This window comes from Streptomyces sp. BYX5S (assembly GCF_054724165.1).
Window position 1 is genome coordinate 1801228 of sequence record NZ_CM138829.1, and the last position, 19942, is coordinate 1821169.

The window sequence follows — 19942 nt, forward strand, 5'->3', positions numbered from 1 at the left end:
GTAGCGTCGGACCTGCCATGGAACTTGCCTTCATTCCCAGCCCCGAGCGCGGAGTGGTCTACCTCGGACCGATTCCGCTGCGCGGCTACGCGTTCTGCATCATCATCGGCGTCTTCGTGGCCGTCTGGCTCGGCAACAGGCGCTGGATCGCCCGTGGTGGGCGGCCCGGCACGGTGGCCGACATCGCCGTCTGGGCGGTGCCTTTCGGCCTGGTCGGCGGGCGTCTCTACCACGTGATCACGGACTACGAGCTGTACTTCAGCGAGGGCCGTGACTGGGTGGACGCCTTCAAGGTCTGGGAGGGCGGCCTCGGGATCTGGGGCGCCATCGCGCTCGGCGCGGTCGGCGCCTGGATCGGGGCCCGCCGCCGCGGCATCCCGCTCCCCGCCTACGCCGACGCCATCGCGCCCGGTATCGCCCTCGCCCAGGCCATCGGCCGCTGGGGCAACTGGTTCAACCAGGAGCTGTACGGCCGGGCCACCGACCTGCCCTGGGCCCTGAAGATCACCTCGGACACGGACGGGCGGGTGCCGGGCACCTACCACCCGACGTTCCTGTACGAGTCGCTGTGGTGCATCGGTGTGGCGCTGCTGGTGATCTGGGCCGACCGCAGGTTCAAGCTCGGGCACGGGCGGGCGTTCGCGCTGTACGTGGCGTCGTACTGCGTGGGGCGGTTCTGGATCGAGTACATGCGGGTCGACGACGCGCACCACATCCTCGGTCTGCGGCTCAACAACTGGACCGCGCTCGCGGTGTTCATCCTGGCCGTGGTCTACCTGGTCGTCTCGGCGAGGACGCGGCCGGGACGCGAAGAGATCGTCGAACCGGGCGCCTTTGACGGTCCGGCGGACGAGGGCGACGGGGACCGTGACGGTGACGTCGCGGACGACGTCGACGCGGATCTTTCCAAGGACGAGGCCGAGGCGAAGAAGACCTGAGTCCTCGGCTGTACGTGGGACAGGGCGCCGGACCGGATGGTCCGGCGCCCTTTCGCGTGGCGGGCGGCGACGCCTCGAAGGCCTCCTCAACCGCCGGACGGGTTTTTCCGGGCCAGGGCCAGGGTGCGGCGGGCTTCCGTGGCGACGGCGGGGTCGACGAAGTGACCGTCGGGGAGGGAGAGGGCGCCGGGGTGGGCGGCGGCCGCGTCGACGATCCGCCGCGCTGCCGCCACCTCCTCCTCCGTGGGGCGGAAGGCGCGGTCGATGACCGGGAGTTGGCGGGGATGGATGGCGGTGCGGCCGAGGAAGCCCAGGGCGCGGCCCTGCGCGCACGAGCGGGCCAGGCCCTCCATGTCGCGGATGTCGGGATAGACGGACTGCGGCGGGGGCGGGAGCGCGGCCGCGCGCGCCGCGACGACGGCCCGGCCGCGGACCCACGCCAGGCCCGCCCCGTCCGTGACGCCGAGGTCGGCGCGCAGGTCGGCCTCGCCGAGCGCGATGCCGCGCACGGCGGGGTGCGCGGCGATGTCGTAGGCGCGCTCGACGCCCATCGCCGACTCCAACAGGGCGTACAGGGCCGGGACTTCCACGGCCCACTCCTCGACGCGGGTCAGGTCCGCGGGGGCGGTCACCTTCGGCAGGCGCAGCGCGTCGAGGCCGGGGAGCGGGGTGAGGCGGCGTACCTCGTGCTCGGCGAGCGGGCCGTCCAGGGCGTTGACGCGGACGTGCACCGGCACCCGGTGCTTGTCGGTGAGGAGCTCGGCGGTCGCGTCGAGCGCGTACGCCTTGCGGTCGGGGGCGACCGCGTCCTCCAGGTCGACCAGGACCACGTCGGCGCCCGCGCCGAGGGCCTTGGCGACGACGTCGGGGCGGTCCCCGGGAACGTACAGCCAGGTCAGGAAGAGGTGGTCGGTCATACCGCGCCGGCCTTCCGCAGCGTCGCGACGGCGGCGTCCGTCAGGCCCAGGGAGGCCAGGATCTCGTCGGTGTCCGCGCCGTGCGGGCGGCCCGGCCAGCGGACGGCGCCGGGGGTCTCGGAGAGGCGGAAGAGGACGTTCTGCATCTTCACCGTGCCGAGGTCGGGGTCGGGGAGTTCGGTGACGGTGCCCAGGGCCCGGTACTGCTCGTCGCGCAGCACGTCGCGGACGTCGTAGATCGGGGCGATGGCCGCCTCGGCCCGCTCGAAGGCCGCCACCACCTCGTCGCGGGTGCGGCGCGCGATCCAGCCGCCGACCGCCGCGTCCAGTTCGTCGGCGTGTTGGGCGCGGCCCGCGCCGGTCGCGAACCACTCCTTGTCGAGGAACTCGGGGTGGCCGACCAGGCGCAGCACGCGTTCCGCGACGGACTGGGCGGAGGTGGAGACGGCGACCCACTTGCCGTCGTCGGTGCGGTAGGTGTTGCGCGGGGCGTTGTTGGTGGAGCGGTTGCCGGTGCGCGGCTGGACGTAGCCGAGCTGGTCGTACCAGGTGGCGTGCGGGCCGAGGATCGCCAGCATCGGCTCGATGATCGCCAGGTCGACGACCTGGCCCCGGCCGGTCGCCTCCCGGCCGCGCAGCGCCGCCATGATCGCGTACGAGGTCGCGAGGGCGGCGATCGAGTCGGCGAGGCCGAACGGGGGGAGGGTCGGGGGGCCGTCCGGCTGTCCCGTGAGGGCGGCGAATCCGCTCATGGCCTCGGCGAGTGTGCCGAATCCGGGGCGGCGGGCGTACGGGCCGAACTGGCCGAAGCCGGTGACGCGGGCGAGGACGAGGCGCGGGTTGGCGGCGCTCAGCTCGTCCCAGCCGAGGTGCCACTTCTCCAGGGTGCCGGGGCGGAAGTTCTCGATGACGACGTCGGACCCGGCGACCAGCTTGAGGAGGATCTCGCGGCCGCCGGGGGAGGAGAGGTCGAGGGTGAGGTTCTTCTTGTTGCGGCCGAGGGTCTTCCACCACAGGCCGACGCCGTCCTTCGACGGGCCGTGGCCGCGGGAGGGGTCCGGCCTGCGGGGGTGCTCCACCTTGATGACCTCGGCGCCGAAGTCGCCGAGCATCGTGGCGCACAGGGGGCCGGCGAAGAGGGTGGCGAGGTCGAGGACGCGCAGGCCGGTGAGGGGGCCCTGGGGTGCTTCGGCAGTGGTGCGGGCGGTGTCGTCGGTGGGCGGCGTCATGTGCGGGCCTCCAGGGTGAGCTGGGCCAGTTCGTCGAAGCCGATGCCGTCGAAGCCGGCGACGGACGTCGACAGGCGGTTCTTGAGCGGGGCCGTCCAGCGGTCGCCGAGGGCGTCGGGGTGACCGGCGAGAAGACCGGCGAGGGAGCCCGCGGTCGCGCCGTTGGAATCGGTGTCCCAGCCACCGGACACCGCGCGGCAGATGGAGCCCTCGAAGTCGCCGTCGGCGTGGGTGAGGGCGGCGGTGAGCAGGGCGGTGTTGGGCAGGACGTGGACCCAGTGGTGGTCGGCGTAGGCGGCGTGCAACGCGTCGACGACCGTGTCGAAGTCGTCGTGGGCGTGGGCGAGTTCGATGCCGTGGCGGACGGCGCGGGCGTAGCGGGAGCGCGGCGGTACGACGGCGAGGCCGGATGCGAGTGCCGTGTGCACGTCCGACGTGCCGTCGGCGGCGGTGGCGAGGGCGGCGGCCGTGAACATCGCGCCGTACACGCCGTTCGCCGTGTGCGTGAGAACGGCGTCCCGGTGGGCGAGACGGGCGGCGCGGGCGGGGTCGCCGGGGCTGGTCCAGCCGAAGACGTCGGCGCGGATCTGGGCGCCGATCCATTCGCGGAAGGGGTTCCTGTACGTCGCTGTGTGCGGGGGTTCGAGGCCGGAGAGGAGGTTGCGGTAGGCGATGCGTTCGGCGGTGAAGGTGCGGCCCGCGGGGAGTTCGTCGAGCCACAGTGCGGCGACGTCGTCGGTGGTGAAGTCCGTGCCGTGCCGCTGGAGCAGGAGGAGGGCGAGCAGTGGGTAGTTGAGGTCGTCGTCCTCCGGCATGCCGTCGATGTTCTCGGCGAGGGAGGTGGGGGCGCTGCGGCGGTTCCAGGGGTGGGCGGTGGCGAGGGCCGGGTCGAGGCCGTGGGCGGTGAACCAGGTGCGCAGTGGCCAGTTGCCCGTGGAGCGGGCGATGGCTCTGATCCCGTCGAGGGGGAGCTTCTCGACGGGTTTGCCGAGCAGGCAGCCGGCGGCCCGGCCCAGCCATGCGGCGTGCAGCCGGTCGAGCAGTTCGGCCTCTTCCCCCACCCCGGGGGCTCCGCCCCGGACCCCGCTCCTCAATCGCCGGAGGGGCTTGTTCTCAAGCCCCTCCGGCGATTGAGGAGGCCCGTCCGGCAGGACTTTCGTTGCGGACTCGATCGCCGGCAGGTCCGTCGGTTCCGCCAAAGGTGAGGGCATCGCCGCGAGTTCGTCGAGCAATCGCTCGGCCAGGGCGCGCAATCCGGGTGACGCCGGGACGGTGGAAGCCCCCGCCCGGTCAGGGGCCACGTGGCCGCCCGCCGCCAGCCACCGGGACGCGACCGCGGAGGCGTCGCGGCCGTCCTGCGCCGCCTGGCGCAGCTCGTGGCCGATGAGGTCCTCGGGCTGCGACCAGGTCAACCGCAGCATCACGACCCCGCGATCGCCGCGAACGCGGCTTCGTGGGCGCGACGCCGGTCCAGGTCCTTGGCGTGCACCTCACGGGCGACCCGGGCGAGGGACGCCGCCGGGCCGTGCAGGTCCAGCCTGCTCGCGCGGGCGACCTCCGTGCTCCACTCCTTGGGCACCGCCCCCTCCCCGTACAGCGCCCCGACGATCGCGCCGCCCATCGTGGCGATCGAGTCGCAGTCGCGGCCGTAGTTGACCGCGCCGAGCACGGTGTGGCGGAAGTCGCCGCGGCCGACCAGCAGCATGCCGAGGGCGATGGGGAGTTCCTCGATGGCGTGCAGGCGGGAGGGGCGGCGGGCGCCGAGGGAGGGCCTGCGGTACTCGGGGCCGACCGTGTCGAAGGGGGTGACCGCCTCGCGCAGTGGGGCCAGGGCCTCCTCGAAGTCGTCGTAGCGGACCGCCGTTTCGCAGACCGCCTCGATCGCCGAGCGTGTGCCGTCCTTGGCGAGCGCGAGGGCGTCCTCCACGACCGTCCGCGGCGTCGCGCCCGGCTTGTACGCCGCCGCCACCGCCGCCGCGAAGACCCCCGCAGCCTCCCGGCCGTACGAGGACTGGTGGGCGCCCGCGACGTCCAGGGCCTCGTGGTACGCGGCCCGCGGATCGCCCGCGTTGACCGCGCCGACAGGCGCCATGTACATCGCCGCCCCGCAGTTCACGATGTTGCCGACGCCCGCCTCGCGCGGATCCACGTGCCCGTAGTGGATGCGCGTCACGATCCACTTCTCGGCGAGGAAGATGCGCTGGAGGGGGAGGGCCTCCGCTTCGAGCTCCGGGATCCAGCGGGGCGTCGTGATCAGGTCGGGGACGAGGTGGTCGGCGACCGCGTACGCGTCGAGGTGGTCGCGGACCTTCTCGTAGACGCGGACGAGGGCGTGCGTCATGAGGGTGTCGTCGGTGACGTGGCCGTCGCCCTTGTGGTACGGGGCGATGGGGCGGGCCGTCCGCCAGTCGTCCTTGTGGAACGGCTCGACGATGCCGCGCACGCGGCCCCCGTGCCGCTCCGCGATGGCCTCCGGCGTCCAGCCCTCGACCGGGCCGCCGAGCGCGTCGCCGACGGCCGCGCCGACGAGGGCACCGGTGGTGCGGTCTTCCAGTGGAACGCTCATGCTGAAGTTCCTTCCGCTGCGCGGGAGTTCGGGGCGGGCGAGGTGGCGCGGGCGAGGCGGGCGGCGAGGGCCGACAGTTCGGTGCCCGCGAGTTGCGGCAGGGCGCAGCCCGCGAGGGTGTCGCAGGCGTCCCGCCAGGTGCGGGGGAGCGCGTCCGCGCCGCCGATGGCGCCGGTGAGGGCGCCGGTCAGGGCGGGCGCGGAGTCCGCGACGCGGGACAGGCAGGCCGCGGTCGGTACGGCCTCGGTGACCGCGCCCCCGGCGGCCGTCGCCACGGCGAGGGCGACCGGGACGGTTTCCGCGGCGGCGATGCCGTAGCTGTAGACGTGGTCGACGATCTCGTGTTCCAGGACGGGGACCAGGGCGAACGCGTTGCCGGGCAGGCCGGGGCGGGCGGCTGCCGTGGCCCGGCCGAGCTCCACCGCGCGGTGGGCGTTGCGGTGGATCTCGGTGCCGGCGGGGAGCTGGGCGAGGGCGGCGTCCACGCAGGCGTCGACCGGAGCGCCGCCGAGCGCCGTCGCCACGGCCGCCGCCATCGCGCGGGCGCCGTACACGCCGTCGCCGTCCTGGGTGTAGCGGGCGTCGAACTCGGCGAGGGACGCGGCGCGTTGGGGCTCGCCGGGGTGCACGGTGGCGAGGACCGCGGCGCGGACGCAGGCGGCGTCGTCGAAGTAGTGCGGGTTGTCGTGGCCGGTGGCGGGTGGGAGCAGGCCCGCGGCGAGGTTGCCGAGGCCGGCGCGCACGGAGATGCGGGCGCGCAGCGGGATGTCGGCGGACTCGATCTCGTCGGCGCGGGCCGCCGCCGCGGCGATCTCGTCGGCGAGGGTGTTCCAGGCGAGGGAGAGGGCGACGCGGACGTGGTGGTCGGTGGGGGCGCCGTAGGCGTGGGCGGAGAGGATGGCGTACGCCGTGAACGCCGCCCATTCGGCGTCGTCGGACGGGCCGAGGCGGAGGGGTTCCGGGGGTTGGTTCAGGGCGATGGGGACGGGGAGGGTGGTGGTGGCGTTCTGCTCCGCGAAGGTGTCGAGTTCGCGGGTGAGGCGGCGGGTCCAGTCCGGGAGGCGTGCGGCGCGGTGGCGGCCCGAGGGCCAGCCGGCGGCGTCGCCTGCGGCGATTCCCAGGAGGAGGCCGTGGATGCGGTCGACTGCCGTCGGGGCGGACGCCGCCCCACCCCCGGGGCTCCGCCCCGGACCCCGCTGCTCAATCGCCGCAGGGGCTGGGTGGGTCTGCTCAATCGCCGCAGGGGCTTGAAAGGCCTGCTCAAACGCCGCAGGGGCTGGAGGGGGCTGCTCGATCGGCGCGGGGGCTGGGTGGGTCTGCTCAATCGCCGGAGGGGCTTGGATGGGCTCGTTCGCCGCCGAGGCCTGGGGGGCCTGCTCGATCGGTGCGGGGGCTTGAAAGGCCTCCTCAATCGCCGGAGGGGCTTGAAAGGGCTGCTCAATCGCCGCAGGGGCTTGGGTGGGCTCGATTGCCGCTGGGGCTTGAAAGGGCGGGTTGGTGTTTGGAGTCGCTCCGGTGGTTGAGGAGTGGGGGGCTGGGGGCGGGGCCTCCGGGGGTGGGGTCATGCTGCGGCTCCTTTGTGGTGCGGAGGCAGGGGCGTCAGGTGGTCGGCCAGATCCAGGACGTGGAGGCCCGACATGGACGGGAGGCAGCTGCCCCGGACGGGGCCGATCGCCGACCCCCAGCCGGACGGAATCGCGGCTTCGCCGCGTAACGCCCCCGCCAGCGCCCCCGCCACCGCCGCCGTCGTGTCCGCGTCCCGCCCCATGTTGACCGCCGTGAGGACGGACTCGCGGAAGTCGCCGCGGGCCACCGCGAACGCGCCGAAGGCGAGGCCCACCGCCTCGGGGGCGAGGTCCGTCCACGGGTAGCCGCCGATGACGACGGCCTTGCGGACCGCCCGTTCCATCGACAGCTGCGTGCCGTCCGGGTCCCGGCGCGCCCGCCGCGCCGCCGAGACCGCCCGGTGCAGGGAACGCGCCGTCCAGGAGTCGTCGGGGACCACCGACAGCGCCGCCTGCACCACCGTGTCCGGGTCGTGGGTGACCATCGCCGCCGCCACGCCCGCCGCCACCGCCCGGCCGCCGTGGATGCCCTCCCCGTCGTGCGACACCGTGCCGTCGATCGCGACGAGGCGCGCCGCCTCGGCCGGGCAGCCCGCCGCGAACACCCCGAAGGGGGCCGCGCGCATCGCGAGGCCGTCGCTCCAGGCGTGCCGGTGCTGGGCGGAGATGGGGGCGGCGAGGCCCCGGCGGAGGTTTTCGAGGGTGCCGCGTTCGCTGAACCCGGCGCCCTTGAACGGCCCCTCGTCGAGGTCCGCGATCCACGTGTGCCAGGCCTCCTCGACGTGCGCGATCGTCAGCCCCGCGCCGTGGTCGGCGAGCAGCAGGCCCGAGAAGATCGCGTACTCGGTGTCGTCCGTGCCCGCCGGGTCGGCGGAGACGAAACCCTCGATGCGGCCCCAGCGCTCACGGATCTGGGACGGCTTCATGTTCTCCGCGGGCGCGCCCAGCGCGTCACCGACGGCGAGTCCGAGCAGTGCCCCGCGGGCGCGGTCCCGCAGGGAGATCGTGGCCGGGGGCGGAGGGGACGGGACCGTACGGAGTCCGCACGGCCTCGCCGGGTCGTCCGCGGGAGGCTCCGGTTCGACGCTGACGCTCATGTGTGTTCGCGCTCATCTCTGGGGTCGTGCTCAGCGCTGATAGCGGTTCAGGATCAGATTGCCGTCGTCTGCCAGGCGTTCGCTCAGCTCTGTTACGCCGAACGCGCCGTTGTAGTACTCCTGGAAGGCCGGAGTCGCGATCTTGTCCTTCCATTCGGCGTATCCGCGCACCCCGAGAACCGGGGACGGGCGCAGCGCGGCGGCGATGTCGCGGCCGGTCCGCCAGCCGTACTTCCGGGTGGCGAGCGACGGGTCCTTCAGGGCCTCCTGACTGGTGGGCAGCATCCAGTCGCCGCGCGCCAGTTGGACCTGGTGCTCGGCCTGGGTGAGGTAGGCGATGAACGCGGTCGCCGCCTTCTTGTGCCGACTGTCCCGGGAGACCGACAGGGTCTGCGGGGCGACGCCCTGTTCGAGCCCGCCGGAGCCCTCCGGCATCGGCAGCACCGTCCAGTCGAAGCCCTTGGGCGCCTGCTGCTGGACCTGCTGCCGGTAGGAGAAGCCGAGCGGCAGCATCGCGTACTTGCCCGCGAAGAAGCCGGGCAGCGTGTCCGAACCCGACATGCCGAGCGCCGACTTGGGCGCGGTGCGCGTCGTGTTGATCTGCCGGCTGATCAGCCGCGGCACCGCCGAGTCCGCGGCGTCGTAGCGGATCTCGTTCTTGCCGTCGGCGTCCTTGTAGAAGACCTTGCCGCCGGTGGAGCGGGCGAGGTTCACGGACTGGGTGACGGGTTCCTTCATCGACCAGGCGACGCCGTACTGCTCGGGTTTGCCGTCCTCGTTCTTGTCGCGGGTGAGCCGCTTGCTCGCCGCCTCGAACTCGTCCCAGGTCCACGGGTGCTCCGCCGTGGGGACGCGCACCCCGGAGCGCTCCAGGAGTTTCGTGTTCGCGATGAGGACGCGCGGCTCCTGGAGGAACGGGATGCCGAAGATCCGTTTCCCGTACGTCGTCGTGGCCCAGGACGCCTCCGGGATGTCCTCGCGCAGCGACGCCGGGAGGTAGGGGGTGAGGTCGGCGAGGTAGCCGCCGTGCCCGAAGTCGGTGAGGTCGGAGGCGTCGTCGTGGAAGATGTCCGGCGCCTCACCGCCCTCGAACGAGGTGAGCATCTGGTCGTGGATGCTGTCCCAGACGCCCTGGACATATTTGACCTTGACCTTGGCGTGGGTGTCGTTCCACCGCTCGACCAGCGCCTTGTTGGCCTCGATCGACTCCTTCTGCCAGGCGAGGCTGAGGAATTCCAGGGTGACCGTGCCGTCCGGCCCGGTCGAGTCGGCGTCCGGTCCGGAGCAGCCGGCGACGAGGACGAGACCGAGCGCGGCGGCCGACGCCGCGAGGGCTTTGCGCATCAGCCCTTCACCGCCCCGCTGAGCATGCCGCTCACGAGCCGCCGCTGGAGCAGCGCGAAGAAGACGAGGCTGGGGATCGTGGCGAGGACCGAGGCCGCGGCGAGCGGGCCCAGGTCCGCGACGCCCTCGGCGCCGAGGAAGCGGGTGAGGATGACCGACATCGTCTGGTTCTCCGGGGACTTGAGGAGGACGAGGGCGAAGAAGAACTCGTTCCAGGCGGTCACGAAGCTGAACATCAGCGTCGCCACGAGACCGGGGGCGAGCAGCGGGAGGACCACGCTGGTCAGCGTGCGCAGACGGCCCGCGCCGTCCACCGCCGCCGCCTCCTCCAGGGAGCGCGGCACCGACTTCACGTAGCCCTGGAGCATCCAGAGCGAGAAGGGCAGGTTCCAGACGACGTAGACGATGATCAGGCCGACGATGTTGTCGATCATCCGCAGGTTCTTCAGGACCAGGAACAGCGGGATGATCACCAGCACGAACGGGAACATCTGGCTGACCAGGATCCAGCCCGTGCCCGCCTGACTCACCCGGCTGCGGTAGCGGACCATCACGTACGACGCGGGGACCGCGATCGCCACCGAGATCACGGAGGCGCCGACTGCGACGACCAGGCTGTTCAGCGCGGAGCGCAGCAGCGGCTGCGCCTCGAACGCGGACCGGTAGTTGTCCAGGCTCGGGTCCCGCGGCAGCCAGCTCGGGTCGATCGCGCCCAGCTCCTGCGGGGACTTGAACGACGTCGAGAGCAGCCACAGGAACGGGAAGGCCAGGAAGGCCATGTAGCACAGCAGCGCCGCGTACTGGCCGGCTCGGCCCGCGACCCGGGGGAGTGTCGTACTCGCGCTCACGCCGCCGCCTCCACATCTTCCTTGAGCTTCTTGCGCAGGAACAGCGTCAGCAGCACCGCGATCACCGCGACCATCGCAAGCCCCATCGCCGCCGCGTAGCCGAACTGCCCGTACTTGAAGGCCTCTTCGTACGCGAACAGCATCGGCAGCCGGGTCTGGCCGCCGGGGCCTCCTTGCGTCAGCACGTAGACCAGGCCGAAGGAGTTGAAGTTCCAGATGAAGTTGAGCGCCGTGATCGCGACGACCACCGGCTTCAGGGCCGGCCAGGTCACCGCCGTGAACCGGCGCCACATCCCCGCCCCGTCCAGCTGCGCGGCCTCCCGCAGCTCCAGCGGCACGTTCTGCAGGCCCGCGAGGAGCACCACCGTCGTCTGCGGCATGCCCGCCCACACGCCCACCACGATGACGGCGGGCAGCGCGTAGGTGAGGTCGGCGAGCCAGTCGACGTTCTCGCTGATCAGGCCGAGGTCACTGAGCGTCTTGTTCAGGACGCCCGCGTCCGCGTGGTAGACGAGCCGCCACATGATGCCGACGACGACCTCCGGCATCGCCCACGGGATCAGCGCCAGGGTGCGGGCCAGCCAGCGGAACCGCAGGTTCTGGTCGAGCAGCAGGGCGAGGCCCAGCGCGAGGACGAACTGGAGGGCCGTCACCGACACCGCCCAGACCAGCCCGATGCGGAACGACTCCCAGAACAGCGAGTCGTGGCGCAGGTCGAGGAAGTTGTCCAGGCCGATGAACCGGGTGGGAGAGGTCCGTCCCGCCTGCGCGTCGGTGAACGCGAGCGACAGTCCGTACAGCAGCGGGACCACGCTGAGCAGCAGGATCGGGATCAGCGCGGGTAGCAGCAGGAACCACGCGCCCCGGTCCAGGCCGAGCGCGCGTCTGCGCTGGCCCGGTGTGCGGGGTGGTGGTGTGCCGCGGCTGCCGGGGACGGCGTTGTCCCGGGGCGCGGTGAGACTCATGGCAGTCCTCGATGTCTCAACTGTCGGGCGCCGCCCGGCCCGTGGAGGCGCGGACGACGAGGCGGGGAGGGGCGGTGGTGCGCTGGGGCGTACGGGGTGGGCGGCTCCCTCCGAGGGGTTCGCCTCCGGTGGGTTCCGGGGTGTTCAGGCGGTCCAGCAGAAGTTCTGCGGCGCGCCGGCCGCGTTCGGTGGAGCCGAGGTCGACGCTGGTCAGCGGGGGCCAGCCGGCCTGCGCGAGCACACTGTCGTCCATGCCCGCGACGGCGACGTCCTGAGGGATCCGCAGGCCCCGGGCGTGCAGGGCGCGGGCGGCGCCGAGCGCCAGCTGGTCGTTGGCGCCGAAGACCGCGTCGGGCTTCAGGCGGAGGAGCGAGTCGGTGGCGGCGGCCCCCGACTCGATGTCGAACTCCGTGTGGACGACGAGGTCCGGGTCGTATGCGAGACCGCAGTCCGCGATGGCCTTGCGGAAGCCCTCGCCGCGCCCCCGGCCCGGCACCGTGTCGGCGGGGCCGTTGACGAACGCGATGCGGCGCCGTCCCGTCTCGTACAGGTGGCGCACGGCCAGCGAGACGCCCTCGACGGAGTCGGCGCGCACGCTGTCCACCGGGACCCCGCGCGGCAGCGAACCGATGACGACGACCGGGCCCGCCGCCGAGCGCAGCGCCTCCACATGGGCGTCCGTGATGCGGATGGGGCACAGGATCAGGCCGTCGCTGGTGCGGTCGCGCAGGCCCCGGAGCACGGCCAGCTCGTCCTCGGCGACGGCGTCCGTGGAGTGCAGCAGCAGGCGGTACCCGGCGGCCTTCGCCACGGACTGGATGGCGCGGACCATCGCCACGTAGACGGGGTTGCCGATGTCGGGCACCGCGAAGGTGAGCTGGCGGGTGCGGCCGTCCTTGAGGGAGCGGGCCACCGCGTTCGGCACGTAGCCGAGTTCGGCGGCGGCGCGCTCGACCTTCTCCACGGTCGCGGGGCGGGCCCCGATCCCGTTCAGCACCCGGGAGACGGACGCGATGGAGACGCCCGCGCGCTCGGCGATGGAGACGACCGTCGGCTGACCGCCGCCACCGGCCGTGTGCGTCGTCCGCGTCGCTCTTCCCGGCACGCGCCCGCCCCCCCCTCGTCGTCGTCCTGTAAACGTTTCCCACTGCCGCGCGGATCATGTGATCCACCTCACGGACGCGCTCGGGAAGATCGAGGTCAGCGCGTTGCGCAGGACGCAAAACCGCAGGTAAGTACGGCCTTCCTTGCTGGCAGCGGCGATTTTTCGCGCGTACTTTCGAACTCGCAGAACAGCAATCGCAAGGGGAGCGGGGTTCACGAGCATGACCATCATCGAGACCGGGGCGACCCTCCATGACGCCCACCGGGACAACCACACCCACCGTGATGTCAACGGTGGCTGGCTGCGGCCCGCGGTCTTCGGCGCGATGGACGGCCTCGTATCCAATTTCGCGCTCATGGCCGGTGTCGCGGGCGGCGCCGTCTCGCAGCAGACCATCATCATCACCGGCCTGTCGGGCCTCGCCGCCGGAGCCTTCTCCATGGCCGCCGGTGAGTACACCTCCGTCGCCTCCCAGCGCGAGCTGGTCGAGGCCGAACTCGACGTCGAGCGTCGCGAGCTGCGCAAGCACCCGGCCGACGAGGAGCGGGAGCTCGCCGAGCTGTACGTCTCGCGCGGCGTCGAGCCGAAGCTGGCGCGCGAGGTCGCCAGGCAGCTCTCGCGCGACCCCGAGCAGGCGCTGGAGATCCACGCGCGCGAGGAGCTGGGCATCGACCCCGGCGATCTGCCCTCGCCGATGGTCGCCGCCGTCTCGTCCTTCGGGTCCTTCGCGCTCGGCGCCCTGATCCCCGTACTGCCCTATCTGCTGGGGGCGAGCGCCCTGTGGCCGGCCGTGCTGCTCGCGCTCCTCGGGCTCTTCGCGTGCGGGGCGGTCGTGGCCAAGGTGACCGCGCGATCCTGGTGGTTCAGTGGCCTGCGGCAGTTGGTCCTGGGTGGTGCCGCGGCGGGTGTGACGTATCTCCTGGGAAGCATCTTCGGGACTTTTGCTGGTTGACGGGTCGGGGCTGTGGCCTGAAGATGCCTATACATGGCCTTGCATAAGTAGTCGTTACCGCGCGGTTTCGATTACTTGACCACGGGGCATGAGCCGTAAGCGCTGTGGGCAATGAGGCCCGCGGCGCACTCCGGCACCACCGGCCCCCCGGCCATCGATCTGGCCGCAGCGGGCTCTCCCGCCGCCACCCGCGGTGTCCGCATGTTGGAACGCACTATCCGGTTCCCGAGAACCGACCCATCATGTAACCTGCACGAAATTTTTTGAGCAGCACCCTTTTTTGAGCACTTCTCCGCAGAGGGCCAACGTCGTCCCTCGGCACGCACCTTGCCACGACGACGACGGGAGAGCCGATGCGTACCGCGCGCCAGCCGTCCCAGCATTCCAACAGCGGCCAGACCTGGTCGCACATGGATGCTCGCCCTGCCGCCCAGGGCATGTACGACCCGCGTAACGAACACGACGCCTGCGGCGTCGGTTTCGTGGCCACCCTCACCGGCGAGGCGAGCCACACGCTGGTCGACCAGGCGCTGACCGTCCTGCGAAACCTGGAGCACCGCGGTGCCACCGGCTCCGAGCCCGACTCGGGCGACGGCGCGGGCATCCTGTCCCAGGTCCCGGACGCCTTCCTGCGCGAGGTGGTCGACTTCGACCTCCCCGAGGCCGGTGCGTACGCCGTCGGTATCGCCTTCCTGCCCGAAGAGGGCACCGAGGAGTTCGTCTCGCGGATCGAGACGATCGCCGCCGAAGAGGGCCTGAACGTCCTCGGCTGGCGCGAGGTCCCGGTCGCCCCGCAGATGCTCGGCTCCATGGCCCGCTCGACGATGCCGGCCTTCCGCCAGCTCTTCGTCGCGGACGGCACGAGCAAGGACATCGCGCTCGACCGCAAGGCGTTCGTGCTGCGCAAGCGCGCCGAGCGCGAGGCCGACGTGTACTTCCCCTCGCTCTCCGCCCGCACGATCGTCTACAAGGGCATGCTGACCACCGGCCAGCTGGAGCCCTTCTTCCCGGACCTGTCCGACCGCCGCTTCGCCTCCGCGATCGCGCTCGTGCACTCCCGGTTCTCCACGAACACGTTCCCGTCGTGGCCGCTCGCGCACCCGTACCGCTTCGTCGCCCACAACGGTGAGATCAACACCGTCAAGGGCAACCGCAACTGGATGCGCGCCCGCGAGTCCCAGCTCGCCTCCGACCTCTTCGGCGGCAACGAGAACCTCGAGCGGATCTTCCCGGTCTGTACGCCGGACGCCTCCGACTCGGCGTCCTTCGACGAGGTCCTGGAGCTGCTGCACCTCGGCGGCCGTTCGCTCCCGCACAGCGTCCTGATGATGATCCCGGAGGCCTGGGAGAACCACGCCTCCATGGACCCGGCCCGGCGCGCCTTCTACCAGTACCACTCCAACCTCATGGAGCCCTGGGACGGCCCGGCCTGTGTCACCTTCACCGACGGCACCCAGGTCGGCGCCGTTCTCGACCGCAACGGTCTGCGTCCCGGCCGCTACTGGGTGACCGACGACGGCCTCGTCGTCCTCGGCTCCGAGGTCGGCGTCCTCGACATCGACCCGGCCAAGGTCGTCAAGAAGGGCCGCCTCCAGCCCGGCCGCATGTTCCTCGTGGACACCGCCGAGCACCGCATCATCGACGACGAGGAGATCAAGACCTCCCTCGCCTCCGAGCACCCCTACGAGGAGTGGCTCGAAGCCGGCGAGATCGAGCTCTCCGACCTCCCCGAGCGCGAGCACATCGTGCACACGCACGCCTCCGTCACGCGCCGCCAGCAGACCTTCGGCTACACCGAGGAAGAGCTCCGCATCCTCCTCGCCCCGATGGCCAAGGCCGGCGCCGAGCCGATCGGCTCGATGGGCACCGACACGCCCATCGCGGCCCTCTCGGCCCGCCCGCGGCTGCTCTTCGACTACTTCACGCAGCTGTTCGCGCAGGTCACCAACCCGCCGCTGGACGCCATCCGCGAGGAGCTCGTCACCTCGCTGCGCTCCCCGCTGGGCCCCGGCAGCAACCTCCTGGAGCCCACGGCCGCCACGTGCCGCGCGGTCACCCTGCCGTTCCCGGTGATCGACAACGACGAGCTCGCCAAGCTCATCCACATCAACGCCGACGGCGACATGCCCGGCATGAAGGCCGTCACCCTGTCCGGCCTGTACCGGGTGCAGGGCGGCGGCGACTCCCTCGCCGCCCGGATCGACGAGATCTGCGCCGAGGCCGACGCCGCCCTGGAGGCCGGCGCCCGCCTGATCGTGCTCTCCGACCGGCACTCCGACGCCGAGCACGCGCCGATCCCGTCGCTGCTGCTCACCGCGGCCGTCCACCACCACCTCATCCGTACGAAGAAGCGCACCCAGGTGGGCCTCCTCGTCGAGGCCGGTGACGTGCGCGAGGTCCACCACGTCGCCCTGCTCATCGGCTTCGGCGCCGCGGCGGTCAACCCGTACCTCGCCATGGAGTCCGTCGAGGACCTGGTCCGCGCCGGCACGTTCCTCGACGGCATCGAGGTCGAGGACGCGATCCGGAACCTGATCTACGCGCTCGGCAAGGGCGTCCTCAAGGTCATGTCCAAGATGGGCATCTCGACCGTCGCCTCCTACCGCGGCGCCCAGGTCTTCGAGGCCGTCGGCCTCGACGAGGCCTTCGTCGAGAAGTACTTCAACGGCACCACCACCAAGATCGGCGGCGCCGACCTCGGCGTCATCGCCAAGGAGGTCGCCGCCCGGCACGCCAAGGCCTACCCGGCCTCCGGCATCGCGCCCGCGCACCGCGCGCTCGACATAGGCGGCGAGTACCAGTGGCGCCGCGAGGGCGAGCCGCACCTGTTCGACCCGGAGACCGTCTTCCGCCTCCAGCACGCCACGCGCTCGGGCAGCTACGACATCTTCAAGAAGTACACGGACCGCGTGAACGAGCAGTCCGAGCGGCTGATGACGCTGCGCGGCCTGTTCAACTTCAAGTCCGAGGGCCGCACGCCGATCTCCATCGACGAGGTCGAGCCGGCCTCCGAGATCGTCAAGCGCTTCTCGACCGGCGCCATGTCGTACGGCTCCATCTCGCGCGAGGCCCACGAGACCCTCGCCATCGCCATGAACCAGCTGGGCGGCAAGTCCAACACCGGTGAGGGCGGCGAGGACCCGGAGCGCCTGTACGACCCGGCGCGCCGCTCGTCGATCAAGCAGGTCGCCTCCGGCCGCTTCGGCGTGACCTCCGAGTACCTGGTCAACTCCGACGACATCCAGATCAAGATGGCCCAGGGCGCCAAGCCCGGTGAGGGCGGCCAGCTGCCCGGCCACAAGGTCTACCCGTGGGTCGCCAAGACGCGTCACTCGACGCCGGGCGTGGGCCTCATCTCCCCGCCGCCGCACCACGACATCTACTCCATCGAGGACCTGGCTCAGCTGATCCACGACCTCAAGAACGCCAACCCGCAGGCCCGCATCCACGTGAAGCTGGTCTCCGAGGTCGGCGTGGGTACGGTCGCGGCCGGTGTGTCCAAGGCGCACGCGGACGTCGTCCTGATCTCCGGCCACGACGGCGGTACGGGCGCCTCCCCGCTCACCTCGCTCAAGCACGCCGGTGGTCCCTGGGAGCTCGGCCTCGCCGAGACCCAGCAGACGCTGCTGCTCAACGGCCTGCGTGACCGCATCGTCGTCCAGACCGACGGCCAGCTGAAGACCGGCCGCGACGTGCTGATCGCCGCGCTGCTCGGCGCCGAGGAGTTCGGTTTCGCGACCGCGCCGCTCGTCGTCTCCGGCTGCGTCATGATGCGCGTCTGCCACCTCGACACCTGCCCGGTCGGCATCGCCACGCAGAACCCGACGCTGCGCGAGCGGTTCTCCGGCAAGGCCGAGTACATCGTCAACTTCTTCAAGTTCATCGCCGAAGAGGTCCGCGAGCTCCTCGCCGAGCTGGGCTTCCGCTCCATCGAGGAGGCCGTCGGCCACGCCGAACTCCTCGACACCGAGCGGGCCGTGAACCACTGGAAGGCGCAGGGCCTCGACCTGGAGCCGCTGTTCCACGTGCCCGAGCTGCCCGCGGGCGCCGTCCGGCACCGGATCATCGAGCAGGACCACGGCCTGGAGAAGGCGCTCGACAACGAGCTGATCAAGCTCGCCGCCGACGCCCTCGCCGCCGACGACCAGACGGACGCCCAGCCGGTCCGCGCCCAGGTCGCCATCCGCAACATCAACCGCACGGTCGGCACCATGCTCGGCCACGAGGTGACGAAGAAGTTCGGTGGCGCGGGCCTGCCCGACGACACCATCGACATCACCTTCACCGGCTCCGCGGGCCAGTCCTTCGGCGCGTTCGTGCCGCGCGGCGTGACGCTGCGCCTGGAGGGCGACGCCAACGACTACGTCGGCAAGGGCCTCTCCGGCGGCCGCGTCATCGTTCGCCCGGACCGCGGCGCCGACCACCTCGCCGAGTACTCGACGATCGCCGGCAACACCATCGCGTACGGCGCGACGGGCGGCGAGCTGTTCCTGCGCGGCCGCACCGGCGAGCGCTTCTGCGTCCGCAACTCCGGTGCCACGGTCGTCTCGGAGGGCGTGGGCGACCACGGCTGCGAGTACATGACCGGTGGCCACGCGGTGATCCTCGGCGAGACGGGCCGCAACTTCGCGGCCGGCATGTCGGGCGGTATCGCGTACGTCATCGACATGGACCCGGACAACCTCAACGCCGGGAACAAGTCGGCCGTCGAGCCCCTCGACGACACCGACAAGCAGTGGCTGCACGACGTGGTGCGCCGCCACGCCGAGGAGACCGGCTCCACCGTCGCCGAGAAGCTCCTCGCCGACTGGGACACCTCGCTGACCCGGTTCACGAAGATCATCCCCAGCACGTACAAGGCAGTGCTCGCCGCCAAGGACGCCGCCGAGCGAGCCGGTCTCTCCGAGACCGAGATCACCGAGAAGATGATGGAGGCGGCGACCAATGGCTGATCCCAAGGGCTTTCTCAACCACGGGCGCGAGGTCGCCGAGACCCGCCCGGTCGAGGAGCGCGTCAAGGACTGGAACGAGGTCTACGTTCCGGGCTCCCTGCTCCCCATCATCAGCAAGCAGGCGAGCCGCTGCATGGACTGCGGCATCCCGTTCTGCCACAACGGCTGCCCGCTGGGGAACCTGATCCCCGAGTGGAACGACTACGCGTACCGCGAGGACTGGGGCGCGGCGTCCGAGCGCCTGCACGCCACGAACAACTTCCCGGAGTTCACGGGCCGCCTGTGCCCCGCTCCGTGCGAGTCGGCGTGTGTGCTGGGCATCAACCAGCCGCCCGTCACCATCAAGAACGTCGAGGTCTCGATCATCGACAAGGCGTGGGACACGGGCGACGTCGCCCCGCAGATCCCCGAGCGCCTGTCGGGCAAGACCGTCGCCGTCATCGGCTCGGGCCCGGCGGGACTCGCCGCCGCCCAGCAGCTGACGCGGGCCGGTCACACGGTCGCCGTCTACGAGCGCGCCGACCGCATCGGCGGCCTGCTCCGCTACGGCATCCCCGAGTTCAAGATGGAGAAGCGCCACATCAACCGCCGCATCGAGCAGATGCGCGCGGAGGGCACCAAGTTCCGTACGGGCGTGGAGATCGGCCAGGACATCGACGCGGCGAAGCTGCGCAAGCGCTACGACGCCGTCGTCGTCGCCGCGGGCGCCACGGTCTCCCGCGACCTCCCGGTCCCCGGCCGTGAGCTGAACGGCATCCACTACGCGATGGAGTACCTGCCCCTGTCCAACAAGGTGCAGGAGGGCGACTACGTCCAGCCGCCCATCACCGCCGAGGGCAAGCACGTCGTCGTGATCGGCGGCGGTGACACCGGCGCCGACTGCGTGGGCACCGCCCACCGCCAGGGCGCCGCCTCGGTGACGCAGCTGGAGATCATGCCGCGGCCCAACGACGAGCGGAACACGACCACGCAGCCGTGGCCGACGTTCCCGATGCTCTACAAGGTCACCTCCGCGCACGAGGAGGGCGGCGAGCGCATCTACTCGGCGGGCACCACCCACTTCGAGGGCGACGAGGACGGCAACGTCCAGTGGCTGCACCTCTCCGAGGTCGAGTTCGTCGACGGCAAGCTCGTCAACAAGCCCGGCACCGAGCGGAAGATCCCGGCGCAGCTGGTCACCCTCGCGATGGGCTTCACGGGCACGGACCAGTCCAACGGCCTGGTCGACCAGTTCGGCCTGGAGCTCGACGCGCGCGGCAACGTCGCCCGCGACGCCGACTTCCAGACGAACGTCCCCGGCGTCTTCGTCGCCGGTGACGCCGGCCGCGGCCAGTCCCTCATCGTCTGGGCCATCGCGGAGGGCCGCTCGGCCGCCCGCGGCGTCGACCGCTTCCTGACCGGAGCGTCCGACCTCCCGGCCCCGATCCGCCCGACGGACCGCGCGCTGGCCGTGTGACGGCCCGC

14 protein-coding genes are annotated in these 19942 nt (G+C 71.8%); 4 read left to right on the forward strand and 10 right to left on the reverse strand.

Features of this window, described 5'->3' with window-relative positions; translation table 11 throughout:
* The first annotated feature begins 17 nt into the window (after positions 1-17).
* Positions 18-938, forward strand: coding sequence for a prolipoprotein diacylglyceryl transferase (lgt, locus tag ACYBSK_RS08105; RefSeq protein ID WP_457476190.1), 921 nt, complete (start codon positions 18-20; stop codon positions 936-938).
* 86 nt (positions 939-1024) lie between these two features.
* On the opposite strand, the gene ACYBSK_RS08110 is transcribed toward lgt, so the two are convergent.
* From ACYBSK_RS08110 to ACYBSK_RS08155, 10 genes are all read right to left on the reverse strand, one after another.
* Positions 1025-1855 (reverse strand): HpcH/HpaI aldolase/citrate lyase family protein, encoded by an 831-nt coding sequence (locus ACYBSK_RS08110; RefSeq protein ID WP_460245623.1) that lies wholly within the window; start codon positions 1853-1855, stop codon positions 1025-1027.
* Complete coding sequence (locus ACYBSK_RS08115; protein WP_460245624.1) at positions 1852-3084, reverse strand: CaiB/BaiF CoA transferase family protein; 1233 nt, start codon at positions 3082-3084, stop codon at positions 1852-1854. The genes ACYBSK_RS08110 and ACYBSK_RS08115 overlap by 4 nt, the downstream gene beginning before the upstream one ends.
* Entirely contained in the window at positions 3081-4505 is a 1425-nt protein-coding gene (locus tag ACYBSK_RS08120) for an ADP-ribosylglycohydrolase family protein (RefSeq protein WP_460245625.1), read from the reverse strand. The genes ACYBSK_RS08115 and ACYBSK_RS08120 overlap by 4 nt, the downstream gene beginning before the upstream one ends.
* Positions 4505-5650 (reverse strand): ADP-ribosylglycohydrolase family protein, encoded by a 1146-nt coding sequence (locus ACYBSK_RS08125; RefSeq protein WP_460245626.1) that lies wholly within the window; start codon positions 5648-5650, stop codon positions 4505-4507. Before ACYBSK_RS08125 ends, ACYBSK_RS08120 begins: the two co-directional genes overlap by 1 nt.
* Positions 5647-7215, reverse strand: coding sequence for an ADP-ribosylglycohydrolase family protein (locus ACYBSK_RS08130; protein ID WP_460245627.1), 1569 nt, complete (start codon positions 7213-7215; stop codon positions 5647-5649). The genes ACYBSK_RS08125 and ACYBSK_RS08130 overlap by 4 nt, the downstream gene beginning before the upstream one ends.
* Positions 7212-8312 carry an ADP-ribosylglycohydrolase family protein gene (locus ACYBSK_RS08135; RefSeq protein WP_457476196.1) on the reverse strand — a complete coding sequence of 367 codons (1101 nt, stop codon included), beginning with the start codon at positions 8310-8312 and terminating at the stop codon, positions 7212-7214. Before ACYBSK_RS08135 ends, ACYBSK_RS08130 begins: the two co-directional genes overlap by 4 nt.
* A gap of 30 nt (positions 8313-8342) precedes the next feature.
* Entirely contained in the window at positions 8343-9656 is a 1314-nt protein-coding gene (locus ACYBSK_RS08140) for an ABC transporter substrate-binding protein (RefSeq protein WP_457476197.1), read from the reverse strand.
* Positions 9656-10435, reverse strand: a complete 780-nt coding sequence (locus tag ACYBSK_RS08145; protein WP_460246979.1) for a carbohydrate ABC transporter permease — start codon at positions 10433-10435, stop codon at positions 9656-9658. Before ACYBSK_RS08145 ends, ACYBSK_RS08140 begins: the two co-directional genes overlap by 1 nt.
* A 65-nt stretch (positions 10436-10500) precedes the next feature.
* Entirely contained in the window at positions 10501-11469 is a 969-nt protein-coding gene (locus ACYBSK_RS08150; protein ID WP_460245628.1) for a carbohydrate ABC transporter permease, read from the reverse strand.
* A gap of 16 nt (positions 11470-11485) precedes the next feature.
* Positions 11486-12574 carry a LacI family DNA-binding transcriptional regulator gene (locus tag ACYBSK_RS08155; protein WP_460245629.1) on the reverse strand — a complete coding sequence of 363 codons (1089 nt, stop codon included), beginning with the start codon at positions 12572-12574 and terminating at the stop codon, positions 11486-11488.
* A gap of 220 nt (positions 12575-12794) precedes the next feature.
* On the opposite strand from ACYBSK_RS08155, the gene ACYBSK_RS08160 reads away from it, so the two are divergent.
* From ACYBSK_RS08160 to ACYBSK_RS08170, 3 genes are all read left to right on the forward strand, one after another.
* Positions 12795-13526 carry a VIT1/CCC1 transporter family protein gene (locus ACYBSK_RS08160; protein ID WP_457476200.1) on the forward strand — a complete coding sequence of 244 codons (732 nt, stop codon included), beginning with the start codon at positions 12795-12797 and terminating at the stop codon, positions 13524-13526.
* 353 nt (positions 13527-13879) lie between these two features.
* Complete coding sequence (gene gltB / locus ACYBSK_RS08165) at positions 13880-18478, forward strand: glutamate synthase large subunit (protein WP_460245630.1); 4599 nt, start codon at positions 13880-13882, stop codon at positions 18476-18478.
* Positions 18471-19934 (forward strand): glutamate synthase subunit beta, encoded by a 1464-nt coding sequence (locus ACYBSK_RS08170; protein WP_457476202.1) that lies wholly within the window; start codon positions 18471-18473, stop codon positions 19932-19934. The genes gltB and ACYBSK_RS08170 overlap by 8 nt, the downstream gene beginning before the upstream one ends.
* The last annotated feature ends 8 nt before the right edge of the window (positions 19935-19942 follow it).

Bases quoted from the DNA above. Each gene is read 5' to 3' on its own strand.
- gltB (WP_460245630.1), top strand. From the start codon at position 13,880: ATGCGTACCGCGCGCCAGCCGTCCCAGCATTCCAACAGCGGCCAGACC.
- ACYBSK_RS08115 (WP_460245624.1), bottom strand. From the start codon at position 3,084: ATGACGCCGCCCACCGACGACACCGCCCGCACCACTGCCGAAGCACCC.
- lgt (WP_457476190.1), top strand. From the start codon at position 18: ATGGAACTTGCCTTCATTCCCAGCCCCGAGCGCGGAGTGGTCTACCTC.
- ACYBSK_RS08130 (WP_460245627.1), bottom strand. From the start codon at position 7,215: ATGACCCCACCCCCGGAGGCCCCGCCCCCAGCCCCCCACTCCTCAACC.
- ACYBSK_RS08120 (WP_460245625.1), bottom strand. From the start codon at position 4,505: ATGCTGCGGTTGACCTGGTCGCAGCCCGAGGACCTCATCGGCCACGAG.
- ACYBSK_RS08170 (WP_457476202.1), top strand. From the start codon at position 18,471: ATGGCTGATCCCAAGGGCTTTCTCAACCACGGGCGCGAGGTCGCCGAG.
- ACYBSK_RS08110 (WP_460245623.1), bottom strand. From the start codon at position 1,855: ATGACCGACCACCTCTTCCTGACCTGGCTGTACGTTCCCGGGGACCGC.
- ACYBSK_RS08140 (WP_457476197.1), bottom strand. From the start codon at position 9,656: ATGCGCAAAGCCCTCGCGGCGTCGGCCGCCGCGCTCGGTCTCGTCCTC.
- ACYBSK_RS08160 (WP_457476200.1), top strand. From the start codon at position 12,795: ATGACCATCATCGAGACCGGGGCGACCCTCCATGACGCCCACCGGGAC.
- ACYBSK_RS08150 (WP_460245628.1), bottom strand. From the start codon at position 11,469: ATGAGTCTCACCGCGCCCCGGGACAACGCCGTCCCCGGCAGCCGCGGC.
- ACYBSK_RS08125 (WP_460245626.1), bottom strand. From the start codon at position 5,650: ATGAGCGTTCCACTGGAAGACCGCACCACCGGTGCCCTCGTCGGCGCG.
- ACYBSK_RS08135 (WP_457476196.1), bottom strand. From the start codon at position 8,312: ATGAGCGTCAGCGTCGAACCGGAGCCTCCCGCGGACGACCCGGCGAGG.
- ACYBSK_RS08145 (WP_460246979.1), bottom strand. From the start codon at position 10,435: ATGGCCTTCCTGGCCTTCCCGTTCCTGTGGCTGCTCTCGACGTCGTTC.